Consider the following 23,436-nt stretch of genomic DNA (forward strand, 5'->3'; position numbering starts at 1 on the left):
ACAAGAATATTTTGAAGTTTACTGAATTAAATTTAAACGGCCCAATATTAAACGCTATCGATGATATGGGTTTAACTGAGGCTACACCCATTCAAGAACAAATTTTCCCCATTGCAATGTCTGGAAGAGATGTCGTTGGAGTAGCTCAAACAGGTACTGGTAAAACAATTTCATACATATTACCATTGCTACGAAACCTCAAATTCAGTAAGCAAAAACATCCTCGCATTTTAGTATTAGTTCCTACCCGAGAATTAGTAGAGCAAGTTGTAGGTGAATTTGTTAAGCTTACAGAATATATGAATTGCCGCATCAGCGGTGTTTATGGTGGAACTAACATCAATACTCAAAAACAAATGGTTTATGACGGCATTGATGTATTAGTTGCTACACCTGGTAGACTATTGGATCTTTGCTTAACAGGAACCTTAAGGTTAAAAGCTGTTCAGAAGTTAGTAATTGACGAGGTTGATGAAATGCTTAACCTTGGGTTTAAAGTTCAATTAGAACGTATAATAGACCTTCTTCCTGAAAAACGTCAGAATTTAATGTTTTCGGCAACCTTAACTTATGATGTTGAGGTGCTTATTAAAAAATACTTTTACGACCCAATAAAAGTAGAGGTTGCATCAAGTGGTACCCCGGTTGATAAAATTTTCCAAAGCGGATATAAAGTCCCTAATTTTTATACCAAAATAAATCTATTACTGTATGCGCTAGATACTATGCCAAATGCTGATAAAGTATTGGTATTTGTTAAGAGTAGACAAATGGCAGATTTATTATTCTCAAATCTAGAAGAGATATTTGAGGAAGAGTTGGGAGTGATTCATTCAAACAAATCGCAAAACTACCGTTTCAGAATGGTAAATGAGTTTGCTGATGGTACCTTAAGAATATTAATTGCAACTGATTTAATTTCAAGAGGTCTTGATATTGAGAACGTAAGCCATGTAATTAACTTTGATATGCCTGATGAACCTGAAGCCTATATGCATCGTATAGGAAGAACGGGAAGGGCTGATGCAGAAGGTCAAGCTGTGGCTTTTGTGTCTGAGGAAGACCAAAATATTTGGAAAGAAATTCAAGCTTTAATGAATATTAAAATTGAGCTAGAAGAATTACCAATTGATGTTGAAGTATCAGAACAAATAATCGATTTAGAAGCTCCGGTAATTGCCGGCAAACTATTGGTAAAAACTCCTAAAGTGGATACCTCTAAGGGAGCTGCTTTTCATGAGAAGAAAGACAAAAATAAGAAAGAGAACCAAGGAGGTTCATACAGACGAACTATAGCAGCCAAATACAAAAAGCCAAAAACTCGAGGTCAAAAACCTAGAGGCAAAAGAAAATAATATAAAGAAAGCCAGTAGCAATTAAGTTACTGGCTTTACTTTTATAAAAAACTTCTTTTAAAACCCTACAGATATCCCTATCTGAAAACCTCTATTAGCAAACTTGCCAGCACTATCTCCATTAATATCGGTTAAACCCCATTGATAACGGGCCTCTATACCAATCATAAGTACATTAAAACCGGCACCCAAATAAACAGGAATATCAAAACCTTTTACATCATCATACATATCATGTTCACCAACTTTGAAATTGATACCTGTTCCTCCAATTGCAGAAATAGGTCCTAATTTAGCCTTCAATCCAACAGGTACGCCCAAATAATTAAGATTCATATTTTCGTCAAAAGCCTTCATACCCATTTGAGTATATTCTAAACCTGCACTTAGGCTTAAGAGAGGTATTAATTGATGCTCTCTAAATGCTCCAATATAAAACCCACCTAAATTATCTCCTATGGCATCACCATCAGAATAAATATTTGTATTCTGATAACCTGCTCTTACACCCCATTTGTTATCTCCGGCCTCAGCCGTAATAAAGGTAGAGGTTAACATCACCATACTTAAAAAAAATACTACTTTTTTCATAAATTACGTTGTATTACAATAGACGATTCTAATTAGAGTCTATCTTTAGGTTAAAATAATATCATATCGAATATACAATATATTCGTAACACAATAACCATAAGCACTCTAAAAAGTTTTTTATCAATGTACCTTAGTAAACCATTACCGCATAAAAAATGTTAAGATGCATAAGTAAGTGTATTGAATTTCTATTTTTGTATTAATTTACGATTTCAACAAAACAGGGTTGACCAATGACTAAGAATGAAAGACAACGTTTAGAAGCATGTGCTCATGAGGGGATTGAGTGGAAAAAATGGGGACCCTACCTAAGCGAACGCCAATGGGGCACTGTGCGCGAAGATGATGGCAGTACGGATAATCCTTGGATTTCATTTTCTCATGACCAATCAAGAGCAAGAACATATAAATATGGCGAAGATGGCATTGCTGGTATCAGTGATGATAATCAGCACCTTTGTTTTGCACTAAGCCTTTGGAACAAGAAGGATCCTATTCTAAAAGAACGACTTTTTGGATTATCAGGCCCAAAAGGAAACCATGGTGAAGATGTGAAAGAGTATTACTTTTATCAAGATTCGACACCAACACATTCATATATGAGATATTTATATAAATATCCATTAAATGAATTTCCTTATCAGGATTTGGTTGATGTAAACGCTGCACGCTCTAAAAAGGATTTTGAATATGAGCTTTTAGATACCAATGCCTTTAAAGAAAACAACTATCTAGATGTTTTTATAGAGTATGCAAAAAAAGATATTAATAACATCCTAATTAAGATAACTGCACACAATAGAGGCAGTAAGGATGCAAATGTTGTATTACTACCCACACTCTGGTTTCGTAATACTTGGTGGAACTATAAAACAATTGAGCCAAAAATAGAATTACTCGATGATAATTGCATTATTGCAAAACATGACTTCCTAGGAGATTATGTACTGAGTGCTAAAGAAACACCACTATGGTTATTTACTAATAACGAAACCAACCATGAAAAACTTGGGACGGGCAATAATAGCACAAAATACGTTAAAGATGCTTTTAATGAATTCATTGTTGAACAGAAATTCGACTCTGTTAATCCTGATAACCAAGGAACAAAGGCTGCAGCAATGTACGATTTAGAAATTCCAGCTGGTGAGAGCATTGAAATTAGTCTAACTCTTAAGTCAACAAACAGGGCTAAGTACAGCTTCAAAAGTTTTGAAAAAACGCTCAGTCTTCGAAAGAAAGAAGCAGATGAATTTTATAATGATATTTATCCTCCAGATTCAAGTGAAGACGAACAGCGTATCATTAGACAAGGCTTAGCAGGTATGCTATGGACCAAACAGTATTTTGAATTTGACATAAGTGAATGGTTAGATAATTATAAAGGTGGTCCCAGAAAAAAACTACGAAATAACGATTGGGAGCACCTTAAAAACCACGATATTATTAGTATGCCAGATAAATGGGAATACCCCTGGTATGCCGTTTGGGATTCTGCGTTTCACACACTTCCTCTTTCTGTTGTTGACCCATACTTTGCTAAAAATCAGCTCGAATTATTTTTACAAGATAATTACCTGCACCCAAATGGACAAATACCTGCGTATGAGTGGAGTTTTAACGATGTAAACCCTCCCGTACATGCCTTTGCTGTTGTTACATTGTATAAAAACAACAAACAAAACCATGGTAAGGGAGATGGCGAATTTCTAAAAACCTGTTTTGAAGGGCTTAATAAAAACTTTTATTGGTGGATCAATCATAAAGACCCCATGAAGAATAATACCTTTCAGGGAGGTTTTTTAGGTTTAGATAATATTGGAGTATTTGATAGAAGCCACGAATTGCCAACTGGAGGACATATTGAGCAATCTGATGGAAATGGCTGGATGGCTTTGTATGCTCAAAATATGCTAGAAATATGTCTTGAATTAGTAAGACTTGGCTACGAGGAGTACGAAGAGGCTGTAGTAGATTACTACAACCACTTTTTAGAAATTGCATCAGCAATGGATAAAGTGGGTGAGAACCAAGATGAAATGTGGGACGAAGAAGATCAATTTTTCTATGATGTTTTACGTTTCCCTGATGGCTCTGCTACACGATTAAAAGTGAGATCGATGGTAGGTTTGTTACCTCTATGTGCTTCTACTGTAATTGAAAAAGAACATTTAGATTTACTGCCTCCAATAATGGAGAAATATAAATACATGATAACGCGAACAAAACGCTTATCTAAAAACATAGCTAGCCCTTTTAATCAAGGCGAAAATGATCGACGTTTATTAGGAGTACTTAGCCAAGAGAAATTAACGGCTATTTTAAAAACTATGCTCAATGAAGATGAGTTTTTAAGTGATTATGGTATTCGGTCTTTATCAAAATATCACGAAGAAAACCCATACGTATTTTCTTGGAATGATGAAGAGTTTACTGTGAAATACGTACCTGGAGAATCGGACAGTAGCATGTTTGGAGGTAACTCAAACTGGCGTGGCCCAATATGGATGCCGACCAATACGATGATTATTCGTGCTTTATTTCAGCAATATGCATTTTATGGCGATGATTATAAAGTGGAGTGCCCAACAGGATCGGGAAATATGATGACCCTATTGGAAGTCGCCATTGAAATAGTGAACCGTTTAGAGAAAATATTCTTAAAAGATGAAAAGAACTATCGTCCTGTATACGGATGGTATAAACACTTTCAGGAAGATCCTAACTGGGAAAATAATATTCTATTCTATGAGTATTTCCATGGCGATAATGGAGCAGGTATCGGAGCTAGCCATCAAACTGGATGGACCGGAGTGATATCTTATCTGATGCTAATGTTCAGAACGTATAATTTTGATAAACTGAAGGATAATGCCCATTGGGACGAAAAAACAATAAAAAAGAAATAAAATCAAGGAGGTTGTCTTAGTTAAGACAGCCTTTTTTTATTGAAATTGTTTCTTATACTGCAAAGGAGATCTACCTTTTAAGCGTTTAAATTGTCTGTGAAAATAGGGTAAACTTTCAAAGCCACAATTAAAACAAACTTGAGTAATTGATGTATCACTATCTTTGAGTAAGCTACATGCCCGTGCAATTCGAAATTCGTTTAAGTAAACGAAAAAAGTTTTTTGAGTGTGCCTTTTAAAAAAAACAGCAAATGCTTCTTTACTCAAATGAATTGCATCAGCAACATCTTGTAAATAAATTTTGCTAGCATAATTTCGCTTCACAAACTCATAAACAATGTTGAGCCGGTTTAAACTCTTTAAATTCGTTTTATTTGCCAACAAACCTGATTTTAGCAAAGTATACTTCTCCTCTGCCTGTAATTGACTCAACAAGTCTATAAACTTTTGTAATCGAGCAATTCCATTACTTTGCAATACACTTTCTAGTAATGGAAATACTCTATTTGAGAAAGTTCCCGTGTAAGAAATACCCCTACGGGCTTGTTCAAATAAGTTTTCGAATTCAGAAAACTCGGCTAAATCATGCAAAACATCGGGCACCCACTGCATGACTATTGAATGGCATTCGCCTGAATAATCTGCTGCATCCATCCAACAGTGGCTAATATTAGGTGCCAATAATACTAAATCTCCTTCTTTAAAATTTGATAAGTTATCACCAACATAACGAATACCTCTCCCTTTAATAATATATACTAGTTCAAACTCTGGATGAAAGTGCAATGGTGTTTCAAAGCTTGGCTTAAGGTATTCATAAACCTTTATGGTATTATTCTTATCATGTGAAACGTCTTCGTAAATAGCCTTCATTTATACACTATTATTTAATAACTACCCAAACTAAATGTACAACACATTAAAATAGGTTATGTTTTAAACAATAAAAGACAAGTTTGTCTTTTATATACCCATTAGATTTACTCTTGCTAACGTATTGCAATGTTACAATACACATTAAATATTTAGCACTCTTAAAGTTGAATAGTTAATTAAATTAATCTCTAATGGAAAATACAATCACACTTCACCGCGATTTAGCGAAATATTCGAATTTAGTATCGAATATGTTCTCATGGCCCAAAACTGAAGAAGAATGGGAACAATATAAATTGAGCGATGAACAAATTGCTTTTTTTAATGAGCACGGTTATGTAGATAATATAAAATTATTAGATGAACATCATGTGAATCAGCTCAACGAAGAATTGTTGAAAATAATGGATACAAAGTATGAAAAGCATGACTTACTCTATGAGTTTCATACCAATGAATCAACTGATCCTGATAAGATAATTTTCCATTGTTTAGGTCATTGGCGTTTAACTCCAGGATTTCATGATGTAAATTGGAACCCTGCTTTTGTTATGGCAGCGCATCAATTATTAGGTAAGCAAGGAGTACGTTTTTGGCATGATCAACTTTTTTGCAAACCCGCGAACCATGGAGGTGTTGTGGCCTGGCATCAAGATTACTCGTATTGGACAAGAACATCGCCAATGCAACATCTTACTTGCTGGGTTGGATTGGATGATTCAACTAAAGAAAATGGGTGTTTACAATACGTTCCTGGCAGTCATAAATGGGGATTATTGGATAAGCCAATCTTAACCGGAGAAATGGATGGTTTGATGGAATTTTTAACGGATGAGCAAAAAGCTCAGTTTAAGCCTGTACCAATTGAAATGAAAAAAGGATATGGTGCTTTTCATCATCCTCTGTTAGTACACGGTTCTTTTGAGAACTCATCAGATAAACCGCGTAGGGCATTTGTGATGAATGTATTTGCTGATGGCACATTAAGTGATTCAAACGATGAGATTTTAACGGGAGTTCCGCCAATTGCGAAAGGGAATAAAATGGAAGGTAATTTCTTTCCAAAGCTCTACCCTATAAAATAGAGTTTCGAGGCTTGAACACGGGTGGCTTAGGGATAGCAGCGGCATCCTTTGTGAGCCCATTATGGCGAAACAAAGATATAGCGGATAGCCCGCCCTTTAGGGAAGCCCAAAATAATTTTATTAACATAAAGACTTGCCAAAAATTTAATTATTTTAGCGCAAGTCTTTGTTTATGTTAAAGTTGAGTATATGAAAATAAAATACATGTGCCCTTATTGGGGAAGCGAGGAAATGCCTATAGAAGCTTTTGTTGAGAAAGTAGCCGCTTATGGATATGATGGCATTGAGATAAATTTGCCAGAGGATAGCCTATTTATAAGTAAGGTAGGAAAACTATTGGATACGCATAAATTAGATTGTATCGCTCAACAGTGGTTAGAACCGCAAGATGAAAGTGCCGATAGTTATTTGAAAAGAATGCAAAAGGCATTGGATTATAAAGCTGAGATTGCCCCTATAATGATAAACTCGCATACGGGCAGGGATTATTATTCATTTAAGGATAATGCTAGAATAATTGAGGCTAGTTATAAATTTGAACAGCAGCATGATATTCCAATAGTACATGAAACACATCGTGGTAGATTTCCATATAGTGCTATGGCAACAGCTGCATTTTTAAGAGAGTTTGGCGACTTAAAACTTAATGCCGATTTTTCGCATTGGGTGGTGGTATCTGAGAGTTTTTTAAATGAACAGTCGGAACAACTTGCTGCTGCAATTAGCCACAGTGCATATTTTCATGCCAGGGTAGGACATACACAATCACCTCAAGTAAACGACCCGTTTGCTCCAGAGAACAAATTATACTTAGATACTTTTACACATTGGTGGGAGGCTATTATTCAGCAAGCAAAAATTGGTGGTAAGGAAACATTTTATATTTGTCCTGAATTTGGCCCAGAACCCTATATGCCTGCAATTCCGTATACTAATATGCCCATTATTAGTCAGTGGGAGGTGAATAATAAAATGAAAAACTATTTAAAAGCGATATTGTAAAATGGCAATTAATAATTTAGGGCATTAAATTGAAAGTGTTACTTTTAAGGCTATTAATTCAAATTCCCTAAACTAAAAAATCATGTGTTTTTCTGCAGAAGTAAGTTTTGGCGCTAGTGCTGTAATATCATCGGTTGGAGTGCTCGCCATTAAAAAGAGCACCTCTAAAGAACAGAAGCTATTTGCCATGATTCCTATTTTATTTGGCATTCAGCAATTTTGTGAGGGCTGGCTTTGGGTAGCACTACAAAACGAAGGCTTCGTTATTACAGAACTAATTGCAACTTATGGTTTTTTAATATTCGCACAGCTAATATGGCCCATATGGGTACCTTTATCGGCATTTACTTTAGAAAAAAATAAGCGTAGAAAAAAACTAATTGGTTTTTCTTTGGCCGTTGGTGTTATTTTAACAGCAATACTAGCTTACCGCATGAGTATTTATGAGGTTACTGCACAAATAGATGCGCATCATATTTTTTATACGGTAGGCCATTTTAAAAGTACCAACTGGTGGAGTGGCATATTGTATTTACTACCTGCTGTTTTTCCTTTTATATTCTCAAGCAATAAGCACATTAACTACTTGGGCATAGCCATGTTGCTGCTTTTTATAGTATCGAAAATATTTTATTTAAAGTATATGATTTCTACTTGGTGCATGTTTGCTGCGGTATTAAGTATTTATATTTTCTACATACTAAAGAAAGAACAAAAAGAAGCTGTGTAGTACAAAAATCACAGAACTACCACGTGTTTTATAGGGTTTGTTATTCATATCTAGTTTTATTTACATTTCTTAAGTCTTAATGTTGCTATTAAATTGGCGAAGCCGAAAATTTAAAATAAATTTGCGCTTTCAATAAAAACAAGTAGTTACTTGAGGATATGAGCGATCAAATTAAACATGAATGCGGGTTTGTTTTAATACGTTTACGCAAGCCTTTAGAGTATTATAAAGAAAAATATGGTACTTGGATGTACGGTTTAAACAAACTGTACTTATTAATGGAAAAACAGCATAATCGCGGACAAGATGGTGCTGGTGTTGCTAGTTTAAAGATCGATCAACCTTCGGGTTCTCGCTACTTAAATCGACGTCGTTCTAACAAGGCCAATCCAATAGCAGATGTATTTGCTGGTCTTAACGATCAGATAGAAAAGGTAGAAGGCATTACTCCTGAATTAATGAAAGACCCAATTTGGGCTAAAGATAATGTACCTTTTGCTGGTGAGTTATACTTAGGTCATTTGCGTTACGGAACTTTTGGGCGTCATAGCATCGACTACGTTCACCCAGTGATGCGCGAAAACAATTGGAGATCGCGTAACTTAGTGGTTGCTGGTAACTTTAACCTAACTAACGTTGATGAAATTTTCAGAAACCTACAAGAATTAGGACAACATCCGAAAGATTTTACGGATACAGTTACAATTCTTGAGAATGTGGGTCACTTCTTAGATGAAGAGAATCAATTCTTATTCCGTCAATACAAAAACGAAGGATTATCAAATCAAGAGATTTCTTCTAAAATTGAAGAAAACCTTGATGTTAAAAAAATATTAGAACGTTCGAGCCGTCGTTGGGATGGTGGATACGTAATCTCTGGAATGATGGGACATGGTGATGCTTTTGTAGCACGTGATCCATGGGGAATTCGCCCAGCTTCTTATTACATTGATGATGAAATCATAGTTGTAGCTTCAGAGCGTCCGGTAATTCAAACAGCATTAAATGTTGGCATCCGTGAGGTTAAAGAATTAAAACCAGGACACGCACTTATCTTAAAAAAGAATGGCGATGTTTCTGAAGAATTAATTAGAGTTCCGCAAGAGCGCAGAAGTTGTTCATTTGAGCGTATTTACTTTTCAAGAGGAAGTGATAAATATATTTATCAAGAACGAAAAGAATTGGGTCGCTTATTGGCAAAAACACTATTAGAAAAGGTTGACTACAATTTAAAAGATACCGTATTTTCATATATCCCAAATACCGCTGAAACCTCGTTTTATGGTATGATGGATGGAGTTCGTGATTTAACTACACAATGGAAGTTAGATCGAATAATGGAACTCAAAAATGAAATGGATCGCGAGCATATTGATGAAATTTTGAAAGTGCAACCACGCATGGAGAAAATTGCCATCAAAGATGCTAAAATGAGAACCTTTATTGCTGATGATGCCAGTAGAGACGATTTAGTAGCACACGTTTATGATGTTACCTATGGTGTTGTAAAAAATCAAGAAGATACATTAGTTGTTATTGATGATTCAATTGTAAGAGGAACTACGCTTAAGAAAAGTATCCTACGCATTTTAGATCGTTTACATCCTAAAAAGATAATTATAGTATCCTCAGCTCCGCAAATTCGTTACCCGGATTGCTATGGTATTGACATGGCTAAACTAGGTGATTTCTGTGCCTTTAGTGCTGCAATTGAGTTGCTAAAAGAGCGTGGAATGCAAAATATTATTGATGATGTTTACGCTAGATGTAAAGAGCAGCAAAATCTTCCGAAAGAAGAAGTTGTGAATTATGTGCGCGAAATTTACAAACCATTTACGGTTGAAGAGGTTTCTGATAAAATTGCAGAAATGCTAACGCCTGAGGATATTGATGCCGAAGTTGAAGTGGTATATCAAACTGTTGAGAACTTGCATAAAGCATGTCCGAATGACAATGGTGATTGGTACTTTACAGGAAAGTATCCTACTGCGGGTGGAAACAAAGTGGTAAACAACTCATTTATCAACTTTATTGAAGGTAGAAATACAAGAGCTTATTAATAGTAGATTAGTTTCTAGTAAAAACTAATAAATACTTCAAACAAGTTTTATAAAATACAAAAGGGTTTTCATGATTTGAAAACCCTTTTTCTATTTTATAAATTGTAATACTATTCCTGATAGAAATTCTTAACCGGATTTGAGTACATTTCTAGTAATGTATTTTTCACAAAATCAGTATCGCCCTCTACCCTTGCAATACGCTCTTCCATATAATTTTCAAACCACTTTAAATCCTCAGTAGTATACTTATCTGCAAATTTATTTTCTTTATTCATTAAATCACTTGCAATAAAATTACCTGGCCAAAGCTTATAATTATTGTGTATTTGCTCATCAATAGTTGAGGCTAATTCTTCAAGTCTTTCGTTTTTACCCAGCTTCTCAATACTTTCAAGCTCATTAGCAATTGGTGTTCCAAACGAATAGTGAATACGGCCTTTTCTTCCGTTAATACCTGATTGCATGTGCTTTAAATCATCTGCAGGCGTCTTTTTATACTCAGGATCTTGACTCTTCAAATAAAACTCTTGAGCTTTTAAATAATCACATGGATCCAATTCATATGAGATAGCAACAGGAACAATTTGAATTTCTTTAAAGTTCTCAGCAAAATTATTTTCGCCACTCATGTTAATCATCTTCAAAAGACTCGATTGCGTTCTATCATCACCATCCTTTGATCTTCCTTCGCGCTGCGCAATCCAGATACTACTATTCTTTTCAGTACGTGCATATCTAATATATTCAGATAGTACTTTAGAACTAGCCAGCATTTGTCGTGCTGGTAAATTACGCTTTACAATAAACGATTTGTTTAATTTAACCACCTTACTTATCCAAGGGTAAATTAACAGATTGTCGCCAATTGCTATTTCAACAGTATCCCGACCGTTTTCAATAAATACTTTATTCATAAAGGTTGAATCAAGCGTTATATCACGGTGATTAGAAATAAACACATAACCTTTATTTGGGTCCAATTTATCAAGCCCATCAAACGAGATTCCCTGCGAAGTAGTATCTGCAATCTTTTTCACATATGGATAAACTACCTTTTTCTGAAAATCAGCAACATTAGTAATACTTCTCAAGTGCTGCTCAAACCCATCTAGTGGAGTACCAGGAAAGATATTAGAAAGTACCTTACGGAATGATTCCTCCGCTAGTAATTCTGTAAATATATCCTGAAGTTCATCATCATTATAAGGGCGTATTGAACTAAAATATTCGTCTTTTGACATGTTTTTGTAAATTGAATTTGCCACAAAAGTATTATAATCAATTGAGTTATAAAATCAATAAGTAGTTAAATTATCTTATGCCGTTTTTTTAGATGGTGATTTTCTCTTTGGTATAGAACATAAGTAAACGAAGTTGTAAAAACAAAATCATACAGCAATATGCAATTGATATTTGTGTCATTCATTTAGCAAGCTAAGATCCATTTTTCACTCGGGAACTATTGGTCGATTTTAAACTCAAAAATATTTTTGGATATAAGCCTCTATTTTAGACAACAAATTGCTTATTAGCGCCTATTTGAGCTTTCTAATAATATTGGCTAAATCTCAAAAAATGGAGCTTGTAGGGGTCTGATTCGGGGCATCATTGGGTCTGGGTTGGTTGTTTATTGGTTATTCTTTGGGTTCTATAGGACCAATGAACATCCAATAAACCCCCAATAAACCACCGAACATGCCACGACTGAGGTACAAACAGAACTCAATAAAACATCAAGCAAGAAAAATAACTATCCAATAAAAATAAAAGCACTCTATAGATAATTAAGAGAGCTAGAAAGCTGACACTTTAGAGCTTTCTTCTATTTTAATACAAGATTATAAGGTATTATCGTTATGGTTTAATTCTCACAATAAGTAAATATATTATCTTTGTGTTCAAATTATATAGTTTACAATGGGTAAGAGTTTATTATTCGGTTTATTTTTAATGAGTGGCACTTTGTGTTACGGACAATCTAATGAAGAGTTTAACTTATTTTCTGAGGTTCAACAACCTTCTGAAAGTGGGTCTCTTGTAATTGCTCAAGATTTTGAGATTGAGGATATCGTAAATATCCATTTAGATGTGAATAAAAGAAATACGGGAGTGGATGGTTTTAGGGTTCAATTATTCTTAGGCTCTAATTATAATGCTAAAAAAGAATCTCAAGAAGTGAAAACTGAATTCTTATCCTTAATGCCTGATGAGTCGATATACGTAATGTACGAAGCTCCTTTTTGGCGTGTTCAGGCTGGAGATTTCAGAAGTAAGAACGAAGCTTTGGTTATGTATAACAAACTAAAAAAGGACTTTCCGAGCTGCTATCCTGTTCCTGTTAAGAACGTTGATTACAATAAGTTTAAATAAGCACACGCAATACCATCATCATAACAAGACTTGTAATTTACAGGTCTTTTTTTTGCTTTAACGATCCGACTAAAGCATTCTTTACCGTTTTTTATTCTGTGAGATCTTGTAAAAAACAAAGGCCACCTTTGTATAAAGATGGCCCTTATCTCTTATTTAATTATTTCTTAAAACTTAATATTTACACCTGCTAGGTATAATGCTCCAATTGTATCCATAAATGCATACTCTTGTGTTTCGTTGTTTAAGATATTTCTACCATTAACAAATACGTTAAGGTTTTTATTTACCTCGTAATTGACCTTAGCATTTAATAAAAACTTACTATTTATATTTCCTGTATATTCTAAATTACTTTTTTGTTCAGGAGCATCAGAAACAGGGTAGGCAAGCTCTTTAGGAACCTGACCTATTAAGTAAAGTCTTTTCGCACTTGTATCATACTGAGTATACAAATTGTATTGGTCGTAATAATACCCTTGAGCAGTAATTGCTAATTTCTTAATTGGTTTATAGGTAAGTGCTAAACTTCCCCAAAATGAAGGTACTGCCTCATTTTCAACTCCATTCTTATAAGTACTTTTATCTAATTGTGCATCCGAACTATAAGTGGATTGTGGAGGCGTAGGGCTTCCTGCTGCTCCGCCTGACATAATATACATTACATATTGCTCAACATCATTTTGCATTTGCCCTTGATATTGACTTGCTTGGTAAGCTGCTACATCATCTCTACTGGCATCCATAAAATCATCCACACTTGTTTGCTGGTAAGTAGCATGTGCTTTCATTATTAACTTTTCAGAAAACACAACATCCGCACTGAAGCTTAATCCGTATTGCTTGCTATTAACATCCAAGGCTCGATGAGAAGTAGATAGTGTGGTAATTGGATTATAGCTTGTTGGATCTGCTGGAGTATCGGATAAATGAGTTTCCATCATATCAGGCATTAAAGCACTATAATTATTCGCCTTGTTATAAAACAACTCAAAATCAAGTAATACCTTTTTACTTGGGCGCGTTCTATAACCTAGCTCAATCATATCCATTGTCATTAAACTAGGATCATCATTCCCTCCAAAATACACATATTCAGGCGAACCTAAACCTTCTCTATTCCAAGTATAATTACTATGAGCATTAATCATAAAGGTACTTTGATTGGCTCTAGAATATACGGCTCTAAGCAAGTTATTATCATTCACTTTATAAGATGCAATAAATTGATAAGAAGGTGCCCATTTATCTGGCGTACTATATTTTTCACCTCTTAACGCAGCTACCAAACGAATCTTCTCAGTAGGTGTATAATCAAAGCGCGCACTAACTGAATAGTTGGTCAGGTTAACCCTTTCGTTAAAGTATCCCTGCCCTAATTCTTCGATATGCTCTCTGTCATCCTGATAAACGGATTGATATGAGATACCCGGACGAATGGTCAATTTATCAAAGTCTAAAAGGTAATCAAGAGATAGGTTATAAATTTCAAAACCTTGTGTCCAACCTGTTCTACCTAAACAATAATCTTGTGTATTTTTGCTTAAACTTCCGATGAAATTAAAGCCATAGATATTACTATTTAAAGTTGCATAATGGCTATATCCATCTCGTACATTATAAGGCGTTGGATTATCACCTAAGGTAGATGTAGTGGCCATTGCATCTAAATAACCGGCATTTATATTGAACGATAAATCTTCACTCAATAGTAAATCTAAATAAGCATTTACGCCTAATTTCTCCTTGGCACGACTAGGATCCTCAAATAATTGAGAAGCATCATCATTACTCCATTTATACATGTCATTTTTTATTCCATATTCTTCTTGTGATATAAACTCATCTGAATATAATGAATAAATTTCATCAGTATTACGGTCTCTTTGCTCGAAATAAGCAGAAACACCGACTCCTATTTTCTCGTTAAATCTCTTCTTCACATTAACATCACCAATATAAGTTCCTAAAGAACCTCCTTGTGCATTGGCAGTAACAATTGGAGAATCCTCTGTTACTCGTTTACTAATAAGATTAATAACTCCATTAACTGCATTAGGACCGTATAAGGCACTAGATGGTCCGCGTACAACTTCAATTCTATCCAACTCACCCAAACTAATTGGAAGGCTTTCCCATAGAATTCCACCCATACCATAATTAAAAGCAGGACGCCCATCTACCATAACTAATGTAGTAGTGTTCTCTGCATAAATTAGCATGTTATTCATTGGCATATTCTGACCGCCACGAATTTGAACATCGTAACTACCATTGGTTTTTTCTCTTACAATAACTCCAGGAACCAATCGCAAAGCCTCTTCAATTGATGTGGCCCCTGAGCCGAGTATCTCTTCGTAACTAAGCACTGTTGTAGATAAAGGAGAGTCGAATAAATTTTCCTCAGATTTAGAGGCTGATGTAACCGCTTTATTTAAAAGAAGTTCATACAACTCTTCCATTGTACTAGCACCAACAATATCCATTAACTGCATTACTTCTTCTAGATCGTAATTCGCTAGTTCTTCAATTGATAATTCAAGAACTTCTTCTTTTGTAATGGTATTGATGTCCTTTTTATTTTGCGCAAACATATTTGCACCAACAAGTACCATTACTAGTAGTATATATTTTCTGAATAGCATATTTCTTTAGTTTGTTTATTGTACTGAGATACCTAATGCAACCAACTTTGGGTCAACATTTAAATTGTGATTAATGATGTTTTGCTTGTTGACTTCAAACTTCATCTTACCATCTACCGTAACATAGTTGATATGAGATCCAACTTTACAAAGTGATGGTTTATCAGTAACTATAAGCGTAGGGGAACCTTTAAAATTAGCTACTACTTTTTGAATTTGATTAGATTTAGTATTGGGAACATAAAAGATATGTACACCATTACCTTCTGCGGGGGTTTTAACACTCTTAACAACAATCTTCTTATTGTTAATTTTTCGCGCGCCTGCTAATTTGTTCAGTTCAGGAATAATTTCATCATTCCCTAACACACCAATCACAAACTCACTCTGTTGTTCCATGTTAGGCCATTCAATATATTTGGCAAAATTAAACATAAATAGTGCCTTAAACATTGATTGAGAGCCATTCACTGATATCGACATTATAGTCAATACCAGAACGATCAAAGTTTTCTTCATAAAAATTATTTCTAGGTTTAAACGAACCCTCGAAACGAACTTTGACTGTAGTATTTATACAAAATAGTTAAAGAAAAGCTCAAAACTTAGGTTCAGGATTTAAAAAACAAATCATGTTTTGCTTTACTTATTCGACTAGAATACATAAAATGTTACAACTATTCATCGTTTTTTTTCAGCACACCCCCTTTGTAACTACTACATAAGCTCTTATACATTTAGTTTTTATCTAAACTCAATAACATAATATACACGCTTTGTGAGAATATGATTAACATGGGTTATAGTTATGATAACTTAAAGGCATCCCATAGAACATGCTATTAAAACCATCTTTTACAGCATAAAAAAAGCCTTGGTTAAATAATTCAACCAAGGCTAATAAATATTGAAATGAGTAAATTATCCACCAAATACTTTTATAAACTCTTCTACTTTTGTAACCATATTTTTTGAGCCTGCATAAAATGGCACTCTTTGGTGCAATGACGTTGGTTTTAATGCCATAATACGTTGGTGCCCATCTGTTGCTCTACCACCTGCTTGTTCCACAATAAATGCAATAGGATTACACTCATACAATAACCTTAACTTTCCTTTAGGAGCACTCTCCGTAACAGGATACATGAAGATTCCTCCTTTCAGTAAATTTCTATGAATATCAGAAACCAAAGAACCAATATATCTACTTGAATAAGGTCTGTTTGAAGCAGGATCTTTTTCCTGACAATACTTCATATATTGCTTAACTCCGGCTGGAAACTTTAAATAGTTCCCTTCGTTTATTGAATAAATAAATCCGTCGTCAGGACTTTTAATTACTTGATGAGATAAGCAGAATTCTCCAATAGAAGGATCCAAAGTAAAACCACTAATCCCTTGCCCTGTTGTATATACTAGCATTGTAGATGATCCATATAATACATACCCAGCAGCTACTTGCTCATCACCAGGCTGAAGAAAATCTTCCATAGTCGCTTTTTCACCAACCTTAGTTTTACGTTTATAGATAGAGAAGATTGTGCCAATAGAAACATTTACGTCAATATTTGAAGATCCATCCAAAGGATCCATTAAAAATACATACTTCCCCTGGCGCGATCTTTCATCATCAAAAAAGATAAAAGTTTCGTTTTCCTCAGAGGCGATGGCACACACTTCTCCGCATGAATGCAGAGCACTTATAAAGTGATCATTGGCATAAACATCTAACTTCTTTTGATCCTCTCCTTGAACATTTGTACTTCCCATTTCACCCAAAATATCAACTAATCCAGCTTTATTAACCTCGCGATTAATGATTTTTGCTGCTGTTCCCACATGGTGTAATAAGTGAGATAAATCGCCTTCTGCTTTTGGGAATTTAGACTGGTTATCTAAAATAAATTCGTTAAGTGTTGTTACTTCAAACTGATTCATAGGCTTCTATTTATGATGGAGCGGTAAATATTTCATAGTTTAATCTGGCTCTCCATCTGTTGTGTTTATTTTAACTGTTATTTAATTTCAATAGTACTCATCCAATTTATTACATTTGCTTATTGTTAAAAATCCATCACAAATGATTCAAGTATATAAGTTTGGCGGAGCATCTGTAAAAGATGCCAATGGCGTTAAGAATGTTATCAACATTATTGGAAAAGCAAAATCAAAACTTGTGGTAGTAGTTTCTGCAATGGGAAAAACTACTAATGCCTTTGAAAGTTTGTTAGATGCTTTTTTCTCTGAAAACACAGAGGAAATGAATAAAATTCTACAAACAATATATGATAATCATAACCGCATTATTGGCGAATTGTTTGAGAAAAACCATCCTTTTAATTATGATTTTGATCAGTGCTTTAACACATTACGTCAACGCCTCGAGAAACGTCCATCGCTAAACTATGATTTTGAATACGATCAAATAGTATCCTTCGGAGAGATATTCTCTACTAAAATAGTGAGTGCCTATGCCAATTTGATTGCAGTTGAAAATACTTGGGTAGATGTTAGAGAAGTATTAAAAACAGATGAAAACTACAGAGATGCCGGAGTTAATTGGAACCTGACAAGTGAGTTTATGAAGGCTCAATTCAGCTTTAATACTACGTCGGTTTATTTTACACAAGGTTTTATTGGTTCAACAATAAACAATATTTCAACTACCCTTGGCAGGGAAGGTTCTGATTATACAGGTGCTGTAATCGCACACATATTAAACGCCAATGCATTAACCATTTGGAAAGATGTTCCTGGCGTATTAAATGCCGATCCTCGCTGGTATGAAAAAGCTGTTTTACTGCCTGAGATATCTTATTCAGAGGCTATTGAACTATCCTATTACGGAGCTCAAGTAATTCATCCGAAAACACTTAAACCTCTACAAAACAAATCAATTCCTTTATATGTACGATCGTTTATTGATTCTGATAAAGAGGGAAGCGTTATACAAAATTCAGAGGTGAACACTACTAGTTTACCTGTATTCATTTTAAAAAAGAACCAAATATTTATTACAGTTTCTCCCAAAGATTTCTCTTTTATTTTAGAGGATAACCTAAGCGATATATTTCATATTTTTAGTGAGCATAAAGTGAAAATAAACTTAATGCAGAATTCGGCACTAAATTTCTCGGTATGTGTTAATGAAGGACGAACAATAACTGCATTACTCAAAGCTCTATCTGCCGACTTTATTGTTAGATATAACACTGGTGTGGAATTATTAACCATTCGATCATATAATGACGAGGTTATAGAAGAACTTACTTTTGGGAAAGAAATAATAGACTCTCAATTGAGTAGAAAAACTGCACGCTTTGTAATTAAAGAACTTAACTAAAGCTCTAAAACTAGACATAAAAAAAGGCAGTAACTTTTTAAAATTACTGCCCCATATTATAATTAAAACTTCTTAAAAATCTTTTAGATAGAACGCCGCTTTATAACCTCTTAATTCATTTGAATCATTATAAAGCTCATAAGCCAACAATATAGATAGTACTTCTTTGTGCATCTTTTTGTTAGCTATGTCCATATTCCAAGTTTCGGTAAATTGCAACTTACCTAACTTATCTCTGCTATAGTCATCTCGTCGTTCAATCTCTTCAACCTGCTTTATCGACAATTCTTCGTTGGTATAGTAGTTATAGGCTTTCTTTTCTCCATCATATACCATCTTAAACAAATCATCAACAATCTTTTTACTATTAACTCCCTGAAGTTTTGTTGTTTCCCATTCGTTTAATTCGTCTGGGTTTGTAAGTAACACCTCGTAAATAATGGTATCAGCCCAAACAACATTGTGCTCCGGAAGTAATACTTTATCACTATTCAACTCAGGCTGTTGATTACACGAGCTTATAACAATTACCAATAAAAGTAAACCTAACAGGCAATATCTCATCCTCATAAAAACCTAATAATTAAAGGCTAGTCTTTCTCCTTTTTTATCATCATTAAATACACCATTATGAAAAGCTAAATGCCCGTTAACAAAACAGTGGCTTACATAATGTGAGAATTTCTGACCTTCAAAAGGACTCCATTGACATTTAGAATAGATATTACTTTCGGCTACAATCCAATCACTTTGCGGTTCAATAATAGCCAAATCAGCCTTATATCCTGGTCGGATAAAACCTCTATTCTTTACCTTAAATAAGTTTGCAGGAGCATGGCTCATCTTATCAACCACTTCCTCGTATGTAAATACACCTTGATTAACCATTTCGAGCATGGCTACCATGGCATGTTGTACTAAAGGACCACCTGATGGGGCCTTAAAGTAAGTGCCTTTCTTTTCTTCTTTCGTATGTGGTGCGTGATCTGTGGCAACTACAGCAAGTGTACCATTCTTCAATCCGGCACGTAAACCATCTCTATCCTTTTCAGTTTTAATTGCTGGATTCCACTTTATATTGGCACCATATTTTTTATAATCGTCGTTGGTGAACCATAAGTGGTGCACACAAACTTCACCAGTAATTTTTCTTTCTTCTAAAGGCATATCTTTATCCAAAAGTTCAAGCTCTTTTGCTGTTGTTAAATGTAAAATATGCAAACGCGCTCCATGCTTACGAGCTAAATCAGAAGCTTTTTTACTTGATTTGTAACAAGCCTCTTCAGAGCGAATTAAATGGTGCATTTCTGTTGGAACATCTTCACCATATTTTTCTCTGTAAGCAGCCATGTTGGCTTGGATGGTATCTTCATCTTCGCAGTGCGTAGTAATGATGGTTGGACACTTTGCAAAAATTTCACCTAAAGTTTCCTCATCATCTACCAACATATTCCCTGTAGATGATCCCATAAATACCTTTACACCACAAACCTTTTTAGGATCCGTTTTTATAACTTCCTCTAAATTATCATTTGTTGCTCCCAGGTAAAAAGAATAGTTTGCTATAGATCTATCTGCACCTATTTTATATTTCTCTTCAAGAACTTCGTGTGTTGTGGCTTGTGGTTTGGTATTTGGCATTTCCATAAAAGAAGTAATTCCTCCAGCTACAGCTGCCCTTGCTTCAGTGTAAATTTCTGCCTTATGAGTTAATCCTGGCTCTCTAAAGTGAACTTGATCATCAATAGCTCCTGGAACTAAAAGTTTACCTGTACCATCAATTACCTCATCAGCATTTAAAACCTCAATGCTACCCTCAACTACTTGTGCAATAATATCATTCTCAATTAGTACACTACCAACGAATGATTTACCCTCATTAATAATCTTTATATTCTTGATTAAAACAGTACTCATAACTTTAATTTTAATAATTACACCAACTTTAATTTACAAAATACTAAGCTGCTCTATCATATTTTCTGAACCAACTTGATACCTTCATTTTAATAACACCCCAAACGGCCTCATTAAAAATACCTCCACTCATTTTAGAAGCTCCTGCTTGTCTATCTGTAAAGATAATAGGAACCTCTTCAATTGTAAAGCCATATTTCCAGGTAGTAAATTTCATTTCTATTTGAAATGCATACCCCTTTAACTTTATTCTATCTAAAGGAATAGTTTCTAAAGTTGTTCGCTTGTAACATTTAAAACCTGCTGTGGTGTCCATTATTTTCATGCCAGTTATAAATCGGACATATACTGATGCAAAATAACTCATCAACACTCTGCTCATTGCCCAATTAACCACATTAACGCCTGATTTATATCGTGATCCGATGGCTAAATCAGCGCCGTTAGCACAGGCTTCATACAAGGCCAATAATTTCTCAGGAGGGTGCGAGAAGTCGGCATCCATCTCAAAAATATAATCGTATTTTTTATCGATTCCCCATTTAAAACCTGCTAAGTAGGCAGTTCCTAAACCTAATTTCCCCTTGCGCTCAACCATATGAAGTTTTCCTTCATATTCTTTTTGAAGTCGCTTTACAATGTCAGCAGTTCCATCAGGAGAGCCATCCTCAATTACAAGAATATGAAATTCCTTTGGTAAGCTATAAACAGCTTTAACAATGGCTTCTATATTCTCTTTTTCGTTATAGGTTGGTATAATAACTAAACTATCACTCATAGCAAGCTTATTTCTTAAAATATAATTAATGCGCGAAGATAATAACTACTCACGTAACTAAAAATCTGTGTTCAACATAAATTAAGTAATCTGAGATAATACGGCAGCAGGGAGGGAAAGAGAAACCTATGAAAGTAGAAACGTGAAATATCTTTGTTTGCAGTAAGTATTCATCCTAAAACATTTAAGGATTTACCAAAACAAAGATATTTCACTTTACATATTGTTAATTATCTAGAAATAGCACTCTTAATTAAGAAGATTAGTGTTCGGATTAAGCCTGTAACAATGTACAAAACTAGACTTATTGTTATTACAAACCCAATTGTTGTGACTAACTCACTCCATGGAGTTTCGTACTTTATGATGGAGTAAATATTTGCAATATATGCTACTACAAAGAATACAAGATAAATTACTAATTCTTTTTTAACACGATTTGCAGTTATGACGATGTCCTTCATTTTAGATATTTTAAAAGGTGAACAATTAAATTATATACTTTTCAGGACAAGTAACCTTTGTTCCTGTTTCCATTGCTTGCTCTGTTAACAATGTCCAGATACTTGCGTTATAGCCTTCGCGTAATAACCATTCTGGTGCTTTATGCTGTTTCACAAAACCTATAAAACTGACTAATTGCTCGCGGGTACCATCGCCTTCTTGTCCTTTATAGATCTCTACTCCATTGTGTTTTAATGCCGTTTCAGGAGCCCAACTTGCGCCTCCAATAGGCACCTCCTTAAATATGCCCTCTTGAATATCGTTAACCAACTGCATTATACCAGGCGCCGGTTTTGGTTTCGGTGGTTTTTCAGGTTTATAAACATTGGTTTCGAGAAACATAGTACCAAAATCACCATTAATACGCTCTTCGCAGCCTTCTAATTTATTTGAAGTTATAGTATCGTATAAGAAATGCGTTCCATCATCGTATTCGAAAATAGCGGCTACATTATCCGGTACCTCTCGGCCATCTTTATAATAACTGATGCTCCCCATACTCATAACCGAAGTGGGTAACTTTTGTAAAGCCCAATTGGATACTTGTAATTGATGCGACATCAACTCGGTATATAATCCGGCAGAATATTCTTTGTACAAACGCCAATTAATCTGACGCTCTAATTCAGGTTTGTCTTTTGGTACTTTTCGGCGCCAATCGTTATTTCTATGCCATTGGGCTTTAATTTGATTAATGGCTCCCAATTCTCCCTTATGAATTTGATCCATCGCATGTAGATACTTCTGATTAAACAGGCGTTGATGCCCTATTATTAGAATTGCACCCGTTTTTATATGTGCATCATACATGGCTTTGGTATCATCTAAAGTACGTGCCATCGACTTTTCGCACAGCACATGAATTCCTGCTTCTAAGCAATCTATAGTTATATGAGCGTGCGTAAATAGTGGCGTGGCAATTATAACACCATCAACACCTGAATGCTTTATTAATTGACGGTAATCGGTATAAGTTTTTGGGGTAACCTTATTATTTTTACAAAGCTTTATTGCAGCATCCAGCGAAGGCTGATAATTATCGCACAATGCAACAATTTCATAATCTGATGTGAGTGTTTGTTTAAATAAATGGGTAGTAAGATAACGACCTCTTCCGCCGGTACCAATTACTCCCAACTTTACTTTTTTACCAGATGAACTGGCTAAAGCACTCCCAAAGGGCGTAGCACTTAAAGCAGCAGCTGCCCCAAATAGGGCTGTGGTTTTTATAAAATCGCGTCTACTATTTTTCATTTGTTTGAGTT

At 34.8% G+C, this 23,436-nt stretch carries 19 protein-coding genes; 8 read left to right on the plus strand and 11 right to left on the minus strand.

Going from position 1 to position 23,436, the window contains the following annotated elements; genetic code table 11:
- Positions 1–11 precede the first annotated feature (11 nt).
- Positions 12–1,355 carry a DEAD/DEAH box helicase gene (locus QMO11_RS12985; RefSeq protein ID WP_282037673.1) on the plus strand — a complete coding sequence of 448 codons (1,344 nt, stop codon included), beginning with the start codon at positions 12–14 and terminating at the stop codon, positions 1,353–1,355.
- A 57-nt stretch (positions 1,356–1,412) separates the two neighbouring features.
- Here QMO11_RS12985 and QMO11_RS12990 read toward each other — a convergent pair whose 3' ends face one another.
- Positions 1,413–1,946, minus strand: coding sequence for an outer membrane beta-barrel protein (locus QMO11_RS12990; RefSeq protein ID WP_282037674.1), 534 nt, complete (start codon positions 1,944–1,946; stop codon positions 1,413–1,415).
- A 236-nt stretch (positions 1,947–2,182) separates the two neighbouring features.
- Here QMO11_RS12990 and QMO11_RS12995 point away from each other — a divergent pair, with 236 nt between their 5' ends.
- On the plus strand, positions 2,183–4,858 hold the full coding sequence (locus tag QMO11_RS12995) for an MGH1-like glycoside hydrolase domain-containing protein (RefSeq protein ID WP_282037675.1): 2,676 nt from the start codon (positions 2,183–2,185) through the stop codon (positions 4,856–4,858).
- A gap of 36 nt (positions 4,859–4,894) precedes the next feature.
- On the opposite strand, the gene QMO11_RS13000 is transcribed toward QMO11_RS12995, so the two are convergent.
- Positions 4,895–5,731: an AraC family transcriptional regulator gene (locus QMO11_RS13000; protein WP_282037676.1), complete on the minus strand. Its 837-nt coding sequence runs from the start codon at positions 5,729–5,731 to the stop codon at positions 4,895–4,897.
- Positions 5,732–5,925: 194 nt separating this feature from the next.
- Here QMO11_RS13000 and QMO11_RS13005 point away from each other — a divergent pair, with 194 nt between their 5' ends.
- The 4 genes from QMO11_RS13005 (at position 5,926) to QMO11_RS13020 (ending at position 10,611) form a co-directional block, all read left to right on the plus strand.
- Positions 5,926–6,819: a phytanoyl-CoA dioxygenase family protein gene (locus QMO11_RS13005; protein WP_282037677.1), complete on the plus strand. Its 894-nt coding sequence runs from the start codon at positions 5,926–5,928 to the stop codon at positions 6,817–6,819.
- A gap of 189 nt (positions 6,820–7,008) precedes the next feature.
- Positions 7,009–7,821 carry a sugar phosphate isomerase/epimerase family protein gene (locus QMO11_RS13010; protein WP_282037678.1) on the plus strand — a complete coding sequence of 271 codons (813 nt, stop codon included), beginning with the start codon at positions 7,009–7,011 and terminating at the stop codon, positions 7,819–7,821.
- Between the two features lie 82 nt (positions 7,822–7,903).
- Positions 7,904–8,551, plus strand: a complete 648-nt coding sequence (locus tag QMO11_RS13015; protein WP_282037679.1) for a DUF6629 family protein — start codon at positions 7,904–7,906, stop codon at positions 8,549–8,551.
- Positions 8,552–8,709: 158 nt separating this feature from the next.
- The gene (locus tag QMO11_RS13020; protein WP_282037680.1) at positions 8,710–10,611 is read left to right on the plus strand and encodes an amidophosphoribosyltransferase; all 1,902 of its coding nucleotides are present in this window, start codon (positions 8,710–8,712) and stop codon (positions 10,609–10,611) included.
- Between the two features lie 110 nt (positions 10,612–10,721).
- Here the strand turns inward: QMO11_RS13020 and QMO11_RS13025 are convergent, their stop codons facing one another.
- A complete protein-coding gene (locus QMO11_RS13025) occupies positions 10,722–11,855 on the minus strand; it encodes a 1-acyl-sn-glycerol-3-phosphate acyltransferase (RefSeq protein ID WP_282037681.1) in 1,134 nt (377 codons plus the stop codon).
- Positions 11,856–12,531: 676 nt separating this feature from the next.
- Here QMO11_RS13025 and QMO11_RS13030 point away from each other — a divergent pair.
- The gene (locus QMO11_RS13030; RefSeq protein ID WP_282037682.1) at positions 12,532–12,984 is read left to right on the plus strand and encodes an SPOR domain-containing protein; all 453 of its coding nucleotides are present in this window, start codon (positions 12,532–12,534) and stop codon (positions 12,982–12,984) included.
- 167 nt (positions 12,985–13,151) lie between these two features.
- On the opposite strand, the gene QMO11_RS13035 is transcribed toward QMO11_RS13030, so the two are convergent.
- From QMO11_RS13035 to fbp, 3 genes are all read right to left on the minus strand, one after another.
- Entirely contained in the window at positions 13,152–15,629 is a 2,478-nt protein-coding gene (locus QMO11_RS13035) for a TonB-dependent receptor plug domain-containing protein (protein WP_282037683.1), read from the minus strand.
- Positions 15,630–15,644: 15 nt separating this feature from the next.
- A complete protein-coding gene (locus QMO11_RS13040) occupies positions 15,645–16,148 on the minus strand; it encodes a YfiR family protein (protein ID WP_282037684.1) in 504 nt (167 codons plus the stop codon).
- 402 nt (positions 16,149–16,550) lie between these two features.
- Complete coding sequence (gene fbp, locus QMO11_RS13045) at positions 16,551–17,567, minus strand: class 1 fructose-bisphosphatase (RefSeq protein WP_282037685.1); 1,017 nt, start codon at positions 17,565–17,567, stop codon at positions 16,551–16,553.
- A gap of 142 nt (positions 17,568–17,709) precedes the next feature.
- On the opposite strand from fbp, the gene QMO11_RS13050 reads away from it, so the two are divergent.
- The gene (locus tag QMO11_RS13050) at positions 17,710–18,972 is read left to right on the plus strand and encodes an aspartate kinase (protein WP_282037686.1); all 1,263 of its coding nucleotides are present in this window, start codon (positions 17,710–17,712) and stop codon (positions 18,970–18,972) included.
- 72 nt (positions 18,973–19,044) lie between these two features.
- Here the strand turns inward: QMO11_RS13050 and QMO11_RS13055 are convergent, their stop codons facing one another.
- From QMO11_RS13055 to QMO11_RS13075, 5 genes are all read right to left on the minus strand, one after another.
- Positions 19,045–19,542, minus strand: coding sequence for a hypothetical protein (locus QMO11_RS13055; protein WP_282037687.1), 498 nt, complete (start codon positions 19,540–19,542; stop codon positions 19,045–19,047).
- A gap of 6 nt (positions 19,543–19,548) precedes the next feature.
- Positions 19,549–20,889: a dihydroorotase gene (locus QMO11_RS13060; protein ID WP_075602033.1), complete on the minus strand. Its 1,341-nt coding sequence runs from the start codon at positions 20,887–20,889 to the stop codon at positions 19,549–19,551.
- 43 nt (positions 20,890–20,932) lie between these two features.
- Entirely contained in the window at positions 20,933–21,667 is a 735-nt protein-coding gene (locus QMO11_RS13065) for a polyprenol monophosphomannose synthase (RefSeq protein WP_075602032.1), read from the minus strand.
- A gap of 230 nt (positions 21,668–21,897) precedes the next feature.
- Complete coding sequence (locus QMO11_RS13070; RefSeq protein ID WP_075602031.1) at positions 21,898–22,131, minus strand: hypothetical protein; 234 nt, start codon at positions 22,129–22,131, stop codon at positions 21,898–21,900.
- Between the two features lie 25 nt (positions 22,132–22,156).
- On the minus strand, positions 22,157–23,425 hold the full coding sequence (locus QMO11_RS13075; protein ID WP_282037688.1) for a Gfo/Idh/MocA family oxidoreductase: 1,269 nt from the start codon (positions 23,423–23,425) through the stop codon (positions 22,157–22,159).
- Positions 23,426–23,436 lie beyond the last annotated feature (11 nt).

Source organism: Saccharicrinis aurantiacus, assembly GCF_947489045.1.
GTDB classification, from domain to species: domain Bacteria; phylum Bacteroidota; class Bacteroidia; order Bacteroidales; family Marinilabiliaceae; genus Saccharicrinis; species Saccharicrinis aurantiacus.